The sequence below is a fragment of the Streptomyces sp. NBC_00691 genome (genome assembly GCF_036226665.1).
GTDB lineage: Bacteria > Actinomycetota > Actinomycetes > Streptomycetales > Streptomycetaceae > Streptomyces.
The window spans coordinates 4,014,989-4,028,727 of record NZ_CP109007.1; the positions used below are offsets into that span (position 1 = coordinate 4,014,989).

At 72.2% G+C, this 13,739-nt stretch carries 13 protein-coding genes; 6 read left to right on the forward strand and 7 right to left on the reverse strand.

All coding sequences use genetic code 11. From position 1 onward, the window contains the following. Positions 1 to 20 precede the first annotated feature (20 nt). Both OG392_RS18055 and OG392_RS18060 read left to right on the forward strand, forming a co-directional pair. On the forward strand, positions 21 to 629 hold the full coding sequence (locus tag OG392_RS18055) for a hypothetical protein (RefSeq protein WP_329280610.1): 609 nt from the start codon (positions 21 to 23) through the stop codon (positions 627 to 629). Between the two features lie 148 nt (positions 630 to 777). Then, entirely contained in the window at positions 778 to 1,629 is an 852-nt protein-coding gene (locus OG392_RS18060; protein ID WP_329280613.1) for a histidine kinase, read from the forward strand. Positions 1,630 to 1,724: 95 nt separating this feature from the next. Here the strand turns inward: OG392_RS18060 and OG392_RS18065 are convergent, their stop codons facing one another. Further along, complete coding sequence (locus tag OG392_RS18065; RefSeq protein WP_329280616.1) at positions 1,725 to 2,522, reverse strand: carbon-nitrogen family hydrolase; 798 nt, start codon at positions 2,520 to 2,522, stop codon at positions 1,725 to 1,727. Between the two features lie 155 nt (positions 2,523 to 2,677). Here OG392_RS18065 and OG392_RS18070 point away from each other — a divergent pair, with 155 nt between their 5' ends. Further along, positions 2,678 to 3,505 carry a maleylpyruvate isomerase family mycothiol-dependent enzyme gene (locus OG392_RS18070; protein WP_329280618.1) on the forward strand — a complete coding sequence of 276 codons (828 nt, stop codon included), beginning with the start codon at positions 2,678 to 2,680 and terminating at the stop codon, positions 3,503 to 3,505. A 25-nt stretch (positions 3,506 to 3,530) separates the two neighbouring features. Here the strand turns inward: OG392_RS18070 and OG392_RS18075 are convergent, their stop codons facing one another. The 5 genes from OG392_RS18075 to pdhA form a co-directional block, all read right to left on the reverse strand. Further along, positions 3,531 to 4,847 carry an MFS transporter gene (locus OG392_RS18075; protein WP_329280620.1) on the reverse strand — a complete coding sequence of 439 codons (1,317 nt, stop codon included), beginning with the start codon at positions 4,845 to 4,847 and terminating at the stop codon, positions 3,531 to 3,533. Further along, positions 4,844 to 5,497, reverse strand: coding sequence for a GntR family transcriptional regulator (locus OG392_RS18080; protein ID WP_329280623.1), 654 nt, complete (start codon positions 5,495 to 5,497; stop codon positions 4,844 to 4,846). Before OG392_RS18080 ends, OG392_RS18075 begins: the two co-directional genes overlap by 4 nt. 95 nt (positions 5,498 to 5,592) lie before the next feature. Next, positions 5,593 to 7,044, reverse strand: a complete 1,452-nt coding sequence (locus OG392_RS18085; RefSeq protein WP_329287343.1) for a dihydrolipoamide acetyltransferase family protein — start codon at positions 7,042 to 7,044, stop codon at positions 5,593 to 5,595. A 31-nt stretch (positions 7,045 to 7,075) separates the two neighbouring features. Further along, positions 7,076 to 8,056, reverse strand: coding sequence for an alpha-ketoacid dehydrogenase subunit beta (locus OG392_RS18090; protein ID WP_329280625.1), 981 nt, complete (start codon positions 8,054 to 8,056; stop codon positions 7,076 to 7,078). 2 nt (positions 8,057 to 8,058) lie between these two features. Further along, on the reverse strand, positions 8,059 to 9,237 hold the full coding sequence (gene pdhA / locus OG392_RS18095) for a pyruvate dehydrogenase (acetyl-transferring) E1 component subunit alpha (RefSeq protein ID WP_329280627.1): 1,179 nt from the start codon (positions 9,235 to 9,237) through the stop codon (positions 8,059 to 8,061). Positions 9,238 to 9,575: 338 nt separating this feature from the next. Between pdhA and OG392_RS18100 the strand changes: the two genes are divergently transcribed. From OG392_RS18100 to OG392_RS18110, 3 genes are all read left to right on the forward strand, one after another. Next, entirely contained in the window at positions 9,576 to 10,235 is a 660-nt protein-coding gene (locus OG392_RS18100) for a response regulator transcription factor (protein ID WP_329280630.1), read from the forward strand. 274 nt (positions 10,236 to 10,509) lie between these two features. Then, complete coding sequence (locus OG392_RS18105; protein ID WP_329280632.1) at positions 10,510 to 10,962, forward strand: pyridoxamine 5'-phosphate oxidase family protein; 453 nt, start codon at positions 10,510 to 10,512, stop codon at positions 10,960 to 10,962. A gap of 15 nt (positions 10,963 to 10,977) precedes the next feature. After that, positions 10,978 to 12,090: a phosphotransferase gene (locus OG392_RS18110; protein WP_329280634.1), complete on the forward strand. Its 1,113-nt coding sequence runs from the start codon at positions 10,978 to 10,980 to the stop codon at positions 12,088 to 12,090. A gap of 38 nt (positions 12,091 to 12,128) precedes the next feature. Here OG392_RS18110 and OG392_RS18115 read toward each other — a convergent pair whose 3' ends face one another. After that, a complete protein-coding gene (locus OG392_RS18115) occupies positions 12,129 to 13,739 on the reverse strand; it encodes a protein kinase domain-containing protein (protein WP_329280636.1) in 1,611 nt (536 codons plus the stop codon).

Consider the following 13,739-nt stretch of genomic DNA (forward strand, 5'->3'; position numbering starts at 1 on the left):
AGACGCAGAGGAATCCGTTCATGCACACCCAGGTCAGCCCGTTCGAACTCCAGGCGTGGAAGGAGGGGAACCGGCACAACTACAGCGCCGGCTGGAAGGGTGTCTCGCCTGAGTTCGGCGAGATCACGCTGACGGCGCCCCTCCCCCGCACCAACCCCGAGTCACTCGTCTCGGAGGTGCGCGGCGGGCTGCTCCCGGTGGCCTCGTTCGAGGCGCGCGGCATGCACGCCGAGGGGCTCAAGCTGCCGACCCTGAACCGGTCCACGCTGCGGGTCGGCGACCGGATGGTGTATGTCTCGCGGAACCGGTTCGGCGCCACGCTCGACCAGCGCGCCCTGACCATGAAGTACGCGGGCGACCAGTACCGTCTCGCCGCCCTCGACAAGAACGCCTACGTCCTGAGCCGCGAGCCCGACGACGAGGACCCCGGGGTCAGGATCACCGTCCGCGAGTCGGGGCGCGGCAAGAACCGCCGGCTCTCCGTGCGGGCCGAGGGGCGCGCGGAGGGCGGGGACCTGGCCCTCGGCCTGATCTTCGCGGGCGTCGACCGGTCGGTCCTGACCCGGATCGGCGCGGTGAAGGCGGGCATCTCCCGCGTGACCCATTTCTGGACCGAGGCGACGTACTGATCCCCCGCCGCCGCCCGAACCCCGCCCGCGCGGCCCGACGCGGCCGTGCGGCCCGACCCGGCCGTGCTGCCCGCGCGGCCCGACCCGGCCTCGTTTCGGGGCCTCCCCGGCCTCTCCGTCCTTCCCGCCCTACCCGAGTGAGCGACACATGCCTTCCTTCGACGTGACCCGATCCCGTTTCCGGCTGGCCGACGACGAGGTCTTCGTCCTCGCGCAGCTGGCGACCGGTCAGCCGGTACCGGAGTCCATGGCGCCCGCCGAGGCGCGGCTCCGTGACGCCGGGCTGATGAACGGGGCCGGGGAGCTGTCCGCGCTCCTGCTGCCCCTGATGCAGACCGTCGTCAACCCCTCCGTGATCGTCTCCCTGGAGGCGGGCGGCCGGCAGGGCCCCCTGCACCACGGGCTGCTCGTCGGCGACGACCACGTCGTCTGCCACGAGACCTGGCCGGGCGAGGAGGAGGCGGTCTACCGGCTCGTCGAGCCACGGACCATGGTGTGGACGCTGGCCGATCTGATCGCCCTGCGCCAGTCCGACCCGGCGGGCGCCGGCGCGGCCGGGGAGCAGGTCGTCGAGACGACCATCGGCGTCCTCGAAGCGGGTCTCCAGGCCCTGGAGAAGGCCGCGTCGACGCCCGGCGCGGACGAGCGGCAGCTGGTCGTCGACGCGCTGCGGGCGACCGGGACGGCGGAGGCGACCGCCACGCTGCTCGCACAGCTGATCGTGGAGGTGCGCTCCAACTGGCGGATGACCGCGGCCTGGCAGAGCAGCCAGGAGGGGACGGCGGGCGTGACGGCCCGGGTGGTCGCCGCCTGGGACTGCGGTCCGCTCGGCTACTGGCTGCGCGAGCTGCCCGCCGAGCCGGTGGCGGAGGGCGAGGTGACGGACGGCAGTCCGTTCCGGCTGCGCCGCGTCGCCCCGAAGCGGATCTGGCAGGAGCTCACCGGGCTGCTCCCGGACGAGACGGAGATCGCCCGCCGGGAGGCCCCGGCGCAGCCGTAGCGGGCCACACCGCGGAGCTCTTACGGGAGAAGGCCCCGGCCCCGGCGACCACCCGCGCGTCCGCGTTCAGCCCCGCCCGGCCCCCGCGTCCGCGTTCAGCCGCGCTTCGGCGTCGCGATGCCCAGGACCCGGTCCTTGAGTGCCGGGAACTGTTCGCGGGTCGTCGTGACCTTCGCCGGGTCCAGGACCACGCGCAGGATCTCCTCGTCCGGGCCCGCCTCCGCGAGGGTCTCGCCCCACGGGTCGACGACGATCGAGTGGCCGGCCTGCTCCACGCCCGCGTGCGTGCCCGCCGTACCGCAGGCGAGGACGTACGCCTGGTTCTCGACGGCGCGGGCCCGGGCCAGCAGGCTCCAGTGGGCGCGGCGCCGGGCCGGCCAGCCGGCCGGGACGACGAAGGCCTGGGCGCCCGCGTCGACGAGCCCGCGGAACAGCTCGGGGAAGCGCAGGTCGTAGCAGGTGCCGACGCCGACGGTGAGGTGCGGCAGGTCGACGGTGACCAGGTCCTCCCCCGCGGCCATCATCACCGCCTCGCCCTTGTCGAAGCCGAAGCGGTGGATCTTGCGGTAGGAGGCGGCGAGTTCGCCGTCGGGGGAGAGGACGAGCGAGGTGTTGTACAGCGCGCCCCCCTCCGCCTCCACGAAGGATCCGGCGTGCAGCCAGACCCCGGCGTCGCGCGCGGCGGCGGCCATCGCGCGGTGCGTGGGGCCGTTCAGCGGCTCGGCCTCGGCGGCGAAGGACTCGTACGCGAAGGCGCCCATGGGCCACAGTTCGGGCAGGACGACGAGGTCGGCGCGGCCGGATTCCTCCTGTACGAGACGGGCCACGCGGGCACGTCGGGCGTCGACCGGTTCGTCCGGGTCTACCGCGATCTGGATCAGCGAGGCGCGCACACTACCACCGTCCTGGCATTCGAGCCGTCAACACCGGCCTACGATCGTCACACGAAAGCACTGCCGGGGTGCCTTCGGGCAGCGTAACTTAGCGTCCGAGCCTCCCACCCAGTCGTGCTTTCAGCCCGCGCACCGAAGAACCGCCGAGGGGTCCCGTGACCGTCCATCCCAGCCTCCAGAACTACGCCGACGCCTGGACCCATTCCATCGAGGCGATAGCCGAGCTGGTGCAGCCGCTCGTGGAGGGCGAGTGGAACCGGCCCACACCGTGCCCCGGCTGGTCGGTGCGGGACATCGTGTCCCATGTGATCGGCATGGAGACCGAGATGCTCGGCGACCCGCGCCCGATCCACTCCCTGCCGCGCGATCTCTACCACGTACGCAGTGACTTCGCGCGCTACATGGAGGTCCAGGTCGATGTGCGGAGGCATCACACGGCGCCGGAGATGACCTCGGAGCTCGAGTACATCCTGATCCGCCGGGCCCGCCAGCTCCGCAACGAGAACCGCTCCCCCGAGCACCTGATCCGCGCCCCCCTCGGCGCCGAGCAGTCCCTGGAACTGGCCTACCGGATGCGCGCCTTCGACGTGTGGGTGCACGAGCAGGACCTGCGGGTCGCGCTGGGCACACCGGGCAACCTGGACTCGGCGGGCGCCCACGTGACGCGTGACGTGCTCCTGGCGGCCCTGCCGAAGGTCATCGCCAAGGACGCCGGGGCGCCCGCCTCCTCGGCCGTCGTCATCGACGTCAGCGGCCCGGTGGAGTTCCTGCGGACGGTACGGGTCGACGCGGAGGGCCGGGGTTCGATAGACGGTGCGCCCTCGCTCGGCCCGGCGGTGACGCTGGCGACGGACTGGGAGACGTTCGTGCGCCTCGCCTGCGGCCGGGTCCGGCCGGCCGATGTGGCCGACCGGGTCAAGACGGAGGGCGACGAGGCACTGGCCCGGGCCATCCTCGACAACTTCGCGGTGACGCCCCGATAGGTCCCGGTACGGGGGCGCCGGTTCCCTAGACGGGAACGTGGACGGCTTCCACCCTGCTGGCGACGAGCCGTTCCCGTTCCCTGCGATGGGTGCGGGCCTTGAGACGCAGGATCTGCACGACGCCGAGGGCCTCCAGGACGAAGACCGAAGAGAACGCGATCCGGTAGTTGTCGCCGGTCGCGTCGAGCAGCACGCCCACGGCGAGCAGCGTCGTCATCGAGGCGACGAAGCCGCCCATGTTGACGATGCCGGACGCGGTGCCCTGACGCTCCGGCGGATTGGCCGGACGGGCGAAGTCGAAGCCGATCATCGAGGCCGGTCCGCAGGCGCCGAGGACCAGGCAGAGGGTGACGAGCAGCCACATCGGGGCGTGGTCGCCGGGGTACGCGAGGGTGGTCGCCCACAACAGGGCGGTCGCGGCGACCGTGCCGAGGGCGAGCGGCGCGCGGGCCGTGTGGTGGCGGGCGATGATCTGCCCGTACGCGAGGCCGACGACCATGTTCGACAGGACGACCAGGGTGAGCAGGGTACCGGCGGTCGACCGGGAGAGGCCCTGCGCCTCCACCAGGTACGGCAGTCCCCACAGGAGCAGGAAGACCATCGCGGGGAACTGCGTGGTGAAGTGCACCCACATGCCGAGCCGGGTGCCGGGTTCCCGCCAGGACTCGGCGATCTGACGGCGTACGAAGGCGGCGCCCGCGTGCGTGGCGGGCTGCGGCTCGTACCCCTCGGGGTGGTCCTTGAGGAAGAGCAGCATCAGGACGAGGACGACGACGCCGGCGAGGGAGCTGCCGACGAAGGTGGTCGTCCAGCCGAGGCCGTGCAGGGCACGGGCGATGAAGACGGTGGAGACGAGGTTGCCGGCCATGCCGAAGAGCGCGGCGACCTGGCCGATGAGCGGGCCCCTGCGGGCCGGGAACCAGCGGCTGCCGAGCCGCAGGACGCTGATGAAGGTCATGGCGTCGCCGCAGCCGAGCAGCGCCCGGGAGGCGAGCGCGGTGCCGTACGAGGGGGAGAGCGCGAAGCCCAGCTGGCCGAGGGTGAACAGGACGACGCCGAGGGCGAGGACCTTCTTGGTGCCGAGCCGGTCGACCATGAGGCCGACGGGTATCTGCATGCCCGCGTAGACGAGCAGCTGGAGGATGGAGAAGGTGGAGAGCGCGGAGGCGTTGACGTCGAAGCGGTCGGCGGCGTCGAGTCCGGCGACCCCGAGGGACGTGCGGAAGATGACGGCGACGAAGTAGACGGCGACGCCGACGCCCCAGACCAGGGCGGCCCGGCGGCCGCCGGGCGGATCGCCGGGGAGGGTCACGGCGGAACCGTAGCCGTTGCGGTTGCTCATCGGTCCTCGCCCCGGACCAGGACCTTCACCCAGCTGAGGTGCTGGCGGACGCAGTGCGCCGCGCCCTCGGTGTCGCCGGCTCTTATCCGGTCGAGGATCTCGGCGTGCTCGGTGATGTTCTTGGCGACCCGGTCGGGCTGGGACTGCATCACGGCGACGCCCATCCGCAGCTGGCGGTCGCGGAGCTGGTCGTAGAGGCGGGAGAGGATCTGGTTGCCGGCGTGCTGCACGATCTCGGCGTGGAAGCACCGGTCGGTGACCGCCACCTCGGCGAGGTCCCCGGCCGCGGCCCGCTGCTTCTGCTCCTCCAGGAGCTCCTCCAGCCGCTCGATGAGCGAGGCGGGCGCGGGGACGGCGCGGCGGACGGCGAACTCCTCGACGAGCAGCCGGGTCTCGACGACGTCGGCGATCTCCTGGACGGAGACGGCGAGGACGAGGGCGCCCTTCTTCGGGTAGAGCTTGAGCAGCCCTTCCATCTCCAGCTTGAGCAGCGCCTCGCGGACGGGCGTCCGTGACACCCCTACGGCGAGAGCCAGTTCGCCCTCGGTGAGGAGGGTGCCTCCCTCGTAGCGCCGGTCGAGTACGGCCTGCTTGACGTGCATGTAGACGCGGTCGGCTGCGGGTGCCTGCTTGGCCGGGGCGGAGGGCATGCGCACAGCATAGATACAACAGAGGTGCAACAGAGAGCCCCGTCCACATCATGGACGGGGCCTCATGTTTCACGTGAAACGGGCGAACCCGCGCACTACGCCCAGCTGATCAGGCGCTTCGGCTGCTCCAGGATCGCGGCGACGTCCGCCAGGAACTTGGAGCCCAGCTCGCCGTCGACCAGTCGGTGATCGAAGGAGAGGGCCAGCGTCGTGACCTGTCGCGGCTTCACCTTGCCCTTGTGGACCCACGGCTGGAGCTTGATCGCACCGACCGCGAGGATCGCGGACTCGCCGGGGTTCAGGATGGGCGTACCGGTGTCGACGCCGAAGACGCCGACGTTGGTGATGGTGAAGGTGCCGCCCTGCATCGCCGCCGGGGTCGTCTTCCCCTCACGGGCGGTGGAGATCAGCTCGCTCAGCGACGCCGAGAGCTCGGGCAGGGTCTGCGCGTGCGCGTCCTTGATGTTCGGCACGAGCAGACCGCGCGGGGTGGCCGCGGCGATGCCCAGGTTCACGTAGTGCTTGAGGACGATCTCCTGCGCCGCCTCGTCCCAGGCCGCGTTGATCTCCGGGTTGCGCCGGACGGCGACCAGGACGGCCTTGGCGATGAGGAGCAGCGGGTTGACCCGCAGGCCCGCCATGTCCGTACCGGACTTGAGCTCCTCGACCAGCTTCATCGTGCGCGTGATGTCGAAGGTCACGAACTCGGTGACGTGCGGGGCGGTGAAGGCCGACCCGACCATCGCCGCCGCCGTGGCCTTCCGTACGCCCTTGACGGGGATACGGGTCTCCCGGGCGTCGGTCGACACCGCGGGAGCCGCCGGCACGGCCACCGGGGCGGCCACCGGCTGGGCGACGGGCGTCGGGGCCGGGGCCTCGACGGCCGGCGCGGGCGCCGGAGCGGCCGCCGCGTGGACGTCCTCACGGGTGATGATGCCGTCCGGCCCGGTCGGGGTGACCGTCGCCAGGTCGACGCCCAGGTCCTTCGCGAGCTTGCGGACCGGCGGCTTGGCCAGCGGGCGCCCGGCACCGGGCCCGTGCCCGTTGAGCTGCTCCGGCACGGAGACCGGGACGGCGACGGGGACGGCGGCCGGAGCGGCCGGCGCCGGAGCGACGGGAGCGGCCGGAACCGCACCCTGCGCCACCTTGCGGGGGCGCCGCTTGGTGGAACTGGCGGCCACGCCGTAGCCGACGAGGACGGGCGTACGGCCCTGCGGCTCCGCCTCCTCCTCGGCGACGGGCGCGGCCGGAGCGACGGGCGCGGGAGCGACCGCCGCGGCGGCGACCGGAGCGGCCTCGGCCGCCGGCACCTCGGGCGCCGCCCCGCCGCCGACGTTCACCGAGATGATGACCTGGCCGACGTCGACCGTGGTCCCCTCGGCGAAGCGCAGCTCGTGGACCGTGCCGTCGAAGGGGATCGGCAGCTCGACCGCGGCCTTGGCCGTCTCGACCTCGCACACGATCTGGCCGTCCTCGACCGTGTCACCGGGCTGGACGTACCACTTGAGGATCTCGGCCTCGGTGAGGCCCTCGCCCACATCGGGCATCTTGAATTCGCGGATCGTCACGGTGCTCTCCTCAGTACGCCAGCGAGCGGTCGACGGCGTCGAGCACGCGATCGAGACCCGGCAGGTACTCCTCCTCCAGGCGCGCCGGCGGGTACGGCGCGTGGTAGCCGCCGACCCGCAGGACGGGGGCCTCCAGGTGGTAGAAGCAGCGCTCGGTGATCCGGGCGGCGATCTCCGCGCCGGCGCCGTAGAAGACCGGGGCCTCGTGGACCACCACGAGGTGGCGGGTCTTCTCGACGGACCGCTGGATGGCGTCGAAGTCGATCGGGGACATCGAACGGAGGTCCAGGACCTCGACCGACTTGCCCTCCTCCTGGGCGGCCGCGGCGGCCTCCAGGCAGACCTTCACCATCGGGCCGTACGCGGCGAGCGTGAGGTCGCTGCCCTCGCGCGCCACCCGGGCCTGGTGGAGCGCGCCGGGGATGGCCTCGGTGTCGACCTCGCCCTTGTCCCAGTAACGGCGCTTGGGCTCGAAGAAGATGACCGGGTCGTCGCTCTGGATGGCCTGCTGGAGCATCCAGTAGGCGTCCGAGGAGTTGGACGGCGAGACGACCTTGAGACCCGGGACGTGCGCGAAGAGCGCCTCGGGGGACTCGGAGTGGTGCTCGACCGCGCCGATGCCGCCGCCGTACGGGATACGGATGACGACGGGCATCTTGACCTTGCCGAGCGCACGGGCGTGCATCTTGGCGAGCTGCGTGACGATCTGGTCGTACGCGGGGAAGACGAAACCGTCGAACTGGATCTCGACGACCGGGCGGTAGCCGCGCAGGGCCAGACCGATCGCGGTGCCGACGATGCCGGACTCGGCGAGCGGCGAGTCGATGACCCGGTCCTCGCCGAAGTCCTTCTGCAGACCGTCGGTGACCCGGAAGACACCGCCGAGCTTGCCGACGTCCTCGCCCATGATGAGGACCTTGGGGTCGGTCTCCAGCGCCTTGCGGAGCGACTCGTTGAGCGCCTTGGCGAGCGGAAGCTTCTGTACAGCCATGGTTACTTGACCTCGCCATCCGCGAAGGACGCCTGGTAGGCGGCGAACTGCGCGCGCTCCTCGTCGACGAGCGAGTGCCCGTCCGCGTACACGTTCTCGAAGATCGCCATGTCGTCGGGGTCGGGCATGTTGCGCACGCCCTCGCGGACGCGCTTGCCGAGCGCCTCGCTCTCGGCCTCCAGGGCCTCGAAGAAGGCCTCGTCGGCGTGGCCCTCGCGCTCCAGGTACGCCTTGAGGCGCAGGATCGGGTCCTTGGCCTCCCAGGCCTCCCGCTCCTCGTCCCGGCGGTACTTCGTCGGGTCGTCGGAGGTGGTGTGGGCGCCCATGCGGTAGGTGAAGGCCTCGACGAGGGTCGGGCCCTCGCCGCGGCGGGCGCGCTCCAGGGCGGAGCGGGTGACGGCGAGGCAGGCCAGGACGTCGTTGCCGTCGACCCGGACGCCGGGGAAGCCGAAGCCGCGGGCGCGCTGGTAGAGCGGGACGCGGGTCTGCTTCTCGGTGGGCTCGGAGATCGCCCACTGGTTGTTCTGGCAGAAGAACACGACGGGCGCGTTGTAGACCGCGGAGAAGGTGAACGCCTCGTTGACGTCGCCCTGGCTGGAGGCGCCGTCGCCGAAGTAGGCGATCACGGCGGAATCCGCGCCGTCCTTGGCGATACCCATCGCATAACCCGTGGCGTGCAGGGTCTGGGAGCCGATGACGATCGTGTAGAGGTGGAAATTGTTGCTGTTGGGATCCCAGCCACCGTGGTTCACACCGCGGAACATTCCCAGCAGATTCGTCGGGTCGACGCCACGCACCCACGCGACACCGTGTTCGCGATAGGTCGGGAAGACGTAGTCGTCGTCCCGCAGGGCGCGGCCGGAACCGATCTGGGCGGCCTCCTGGCCGAGCAGCGAGGCCCACAGGCCCAGCTCGCCCTGACGCTGCAGCGAGGTCGCCTCGGCGTCGAAGCGTCGGGTGAGGACCATGTCGCGGTAGAGACCGCGCAGCTCCTCGGCGCTCAGGTCGATGTCGTAATCGGGGTGCTGGACGCGCTCTCCCTCGGGCGTCAGCAGCTGGACGAGCTCGGGCTCTGCGCCCTGCGCCGCCGGTGCCTTCTTCGCGCTTGCGGCGCTGGTGGTGCGCTTGGCGCCGCTGCTGCGTCGCGTCGTCTTGCGCGCGGCAGTGCTCTCCACGGTCACGTGCGTGCTCCTCCGTCGGTCCGGCCTCCGGGTTCGCCGGTAAGCCAGTGCGGCTCCGCCTTATCCGTACCCTTCGCACGGGGTGGGTGCGACGCGGCCGGAGTCGGGCGTGACAGGTGCCCCGGCGAGCGCCGTCATAGGCACGTTACCCATAGTGCGGCATTCCCGCGAAACCCCACTTGACCTGCGATTTTGCTTGGATTTCCAAGTAAATCGAGAAAAGGGGGACTCGCTGCTGGTCAGCGCATGGACAACGGCCCGACGCCGTCGTCGGAACATCCGGCACGTTATCCCGCGCACCCCGGGCGCGGGAAGAGCCAATATGTGAGACTGGCAGCGTGCGCGAAGAAGGAAAAATCCGGGTATTTCTGCTCGACGACCACGAAGTCGTCCGGCGCGGCGTCCACGAGCTGCTCTCCGTGGAGGACGACATCGAGGTGGTCGGAGAGGCCGGGACGGCAGCGGACGCGCTGGTCAGGATCCCCGCGACCCGGCCCGACGTCGCCGTGCTCGACGTCCGCCTGCCGGACGGCAGCGGGGTGGAGGTGTGCCGCGAGATCCGTTCGAGGGACGAGGGCGTCAAGTGCCTGATGCTGACCTCGTACGCGGACGACGAGGCCCTCTTCGACGCGATCATGGCCGGTGCCTCGGGTTATGTCCTCAAGGCCATCCGCGGCAACGAACTCCTGAACGCGGTACGGGACGTGGCGGCCGGCAAGTCGCTGCTCGACCCGGTGGCGACCGCCCGTGTCCTGGAGCGGCTGCGCGACGGCAACAATCCGAAGGGGGACGACAAGCTCGCCAACCTGACGGAGCAGGAGCGCAAGATCCTGGACCTCATCGGCGAGGGCCTCACCAACCGGGTCATCGGCGAGCGGCTCCACCTCGCGGAGAAGACCATCAAGAACTATGTCTCCAGCCTGCTGTCGAAGCTGGGCATGGAGCGGCGCTCGCAGGCCGCCGCCTACGTGGCGCGGCTCCAGGCGGAGCGCCACTGACGCACGGGCAGGGCCCGGAGCCCGCCTCCCGGCGCCGGAGGGGCCCGGAGCCCGCCTCCGGGCCGCCGGGTCCGGGCGCCGCCTCCGGGCCGCCGGGTCCGGGCGCCGCCTCCGGGCCGCCGGGTCCGGGCGCCGGTGACGCCGGACCGGCCGGGGGCCCTCACCCTTACGGGCCAGGGCGCGGCCGGTGGCCCCGATTCGGGACCTACGTCCCCGTGAAAGCGGGGCAGGGGCCCCTTTTCCGACACGGTGCCGGTGGCGGAGAGTGGATGCCATGTCCACCGACGAGATCCGCGCCATCGAGTTGCTCAGCCGCGTGTCGTACGGCCGGGTGGCGACGAGCATGCGGGCGATGCCGTTCGTCGCCCCGGCCCGCCACATCGTGGCCGACGGCCGTGTCCTGCTCCGGCTGCACCGGGGCCTCGGCTACCACCGCGCCTGCAACGGCAGCGTCGTCGCCTACGGCGCGGACAACTTCAGCTCCGGGTCCGCGAACCTCTGGTCCGTGCAGTTCACCGGCACCGCCGAGATCGTCGAGCCGACCGCGGAGGAGCTCGTGGAGTTCGGCTCCGAGCCGGAGCTGGTGGACGGCGAGGCCTTCGACCCGGTCTACATGCGGATCGAACCGCAGTTCGTGACGGTGCACGCGCTCGACTACGCGAGCGAGACCCCGGTGACCCGCTCCGCCGCCCAATCCGTCCGGCGACACCTCCATCACGTAGCGTGATCTAACATCTGACGGGTGCCGCGCTCATCTGAAACGCTCACTCCACCGGACGGACCGACCGCCCCGCGGTCCGGTGGCCGACTGGGCGCCACCCGGCCCGGCGGCGCCCCGCCCGCCCCACCGGTCGGCGCCCTGCTCCGCCGCCACCGGCACGCCGGGGAACCCCTCTCCTGCGTGCCCGTCGCCGAGGGGCTGCTCAACCGCGGCTTCCGCCTCTCCACCACCCGCGGCACCTACTTCCTCAAGCAGCACCTGGACGCCCCCACCGCCGACCGCGCCACGATCGCCCGCCAGCACCGCGCGACCCAGCGGCTGCACGCCCTCGGCCTGCCCGTCGCCCCGCCGCTGCCCGACGCCACCGGCCGCACGGTCGCCGTCGTCGACGGCCACTGCTACGCCCTGCACCCGTGGATCGACGGTCGCCACCGCCACGGCACCCAGCTCTCCACGGGCTGCTCCCGGCGCCTGGGCACCCTCCTCGGGCAGGTCCACACCGCCCTGGACCGGGTCATGGAGCCCTCGGGACCGGGCGGGACTCCCGGCACCGACGACGGCGGCCGCGCCAGCGCCGACCTCCAGGACACCTTCCGGGCCATCGACGAGCTGATCCGCCTGGCCCGCGCCCACCGCCCCCGCGACAGCTTCGACGCCCTCGCCGAGCACCGGCTGAGGGAGCGCCGCCGGCTCCTCGCCCAGCACGCCCACCACCGGCCGCCCCCCGCCGCCGCCGCCGGCTGGGTGCACGGCGACTTCCACCCGCTGAACCTGCTCTACCGGGGCGCCGAGCCCGCCGCGATCGTCGACTGGGACCGGCTCGGGGTCCGCCCGAGGGCCGAGGAGGCGGTCAGGGCCGCCGCCATCTTCTTCGTACGGCCGGGGGGCGAGCTGGCCCTGGAGAAGGTGCGGGCGTACGCGCGCGCGTACCGGCGGGCGACCGGTGCCGACCGCGCCGAGCTGGCGGCGGCGGCGCACCGGGTGTGGTGGGAGCGGCTCAACGACTTCTGGACCCTGCGCTGGCGCTACCAGCTGCACGACCGAAGGGCCGACCCGCAGTTTCCTGCGGTGTCGGCCCTGGCGGTCTGGTGGACCCGCGAGTACGAGGCGGTGAGCGACGCGTTCGCGGGGTGAGACGGGGTCCGGGCCGGGGGGCCCGCGGCGGAGTCCGGTCAGCCGGTCTCGGCGCCGTCCGTCGGCGGCGGGTCCGAGTTGTTGCCGCCCCCGGAGGGATTGCTGGGCGTCCCGGTGCCCGGCGTGCCCGTGGGATCCGTGGGCTGGTCCGTGGGCTGCGTCGGCTCGTCCGTCGGGTCCGTCGTCGGCTCGGTCGTCTTCGACGGCTCGGTCGTCGGCGGGGTCGTGGTCGGCGGCTGCGTCGTCGGCTCGTAGGTGGTCGCCGGCGGCCACGGCGCCTCCGTGACACCCCCGTCGGACGTGCCCGAGTCGGTGGACGGCTCCTCGGAGGGCTCCGCGGAGGAGGGTGACGGCTCCTCGGACTGCGTCGACGGCGACGTGCTGACCGTCGGCGTGGTGCCGCCCGTGCTGCCACCGGAGTCGCCCGCCTTGTTCACGGCGTAGACGACACCGGCGACGACCGCGACCAGCGCGAGCGCGGCGAACAGCCAGATCTTGCCGCGGCGGCCGTTGCCGCCGTTGTGCGAGCCGTACGAACCGTCCTGGCCGTAGCCGCCGTTCCCGCCCGCACCGCCGTCGTAGCCGCCGTCCTCCGGATTCATCGGGGGAAGGATCGGGCGCTGCGCGGTCTCGCCGTGCATGGGGTGGCCCATCGCGGTCGTCGCGGCCATGCCGCCGCCCGGGGTGTGGCCGCCCTCGTGCATCTCGACCGGCCCGGTGTTCCACGTACCGGTGTGACCGCCCTCGTGCTGGAGCATCTGCAGGCCGTACTGGATGAGGCCGCGCATCTCCTCGGCGCTCTGGAACCGGTCGTCCGGGTCCTTCGCCAGCGAGCGCATCACCAGACCGTCCAGCTCCGGCGGCACGGACCCCGTGACGTCGGAGGGCGGCACCGGCGCGTCCTGGACGTGCTGGTACACGACGGACAGCGGGGTCTCACCGGTGAACGGGGGCCGCAGCGCGAGGAGTTCGTAGAGGAGACAGCCCGTCGCGTACAGGTCGGAGCGGTGGTCGACGGCCTTGCCGAGCGCCTGCTCCGGGGAGAGGTACTGCGGGGTGCCCATGACCATGCCGGTCTGGGTCATCGTCGACTGCGCGCCGTGCAGGGCGCGGGCGATGCCGAAGTCCATGACCTTCACGGCGCCGCCGTGGGTGATGATCACGTTCGCCGGCTTGATGTCACGGTGCACGATGCCGTGCTGGTGCGAGTAGGCCAGCGCCTCCAGGACTCCGGAGACGATGATGAGGGCCTGTTCGGGCCCGGGGGCCTCGGCGCTGAGCAGCAGGTCACGGATGGTGCGGCCCTCGACCAGCTCCATCACGATGTACGGCACGGGCCGGCCGGCCACGAGGTCCTCGCCGGAGTCGTAGACCGCGACGATGGCGTGGTGGTTGAGCCCGGCGACCGACTGCGCCTCACGGGTGAAGCGGGCCTTGGAGACCGGGTCCTCGGCGAGATCGGCGCGCAGGAGCTTGACCGCGACCGTACGGCCGAGCCGTACGTCCTCGGCCGCGAAGACCTCCGCCATGCCGCCGCGTCCCAGACGGTGCGTCAGGCGGTAGCGGCCGTCGCCGACGACCCCACCGACGCCCCAGGACTCCGCCGACGAGTCCGGCACACCGCCGCCTGCTCCGGATTCGGGTGCCAT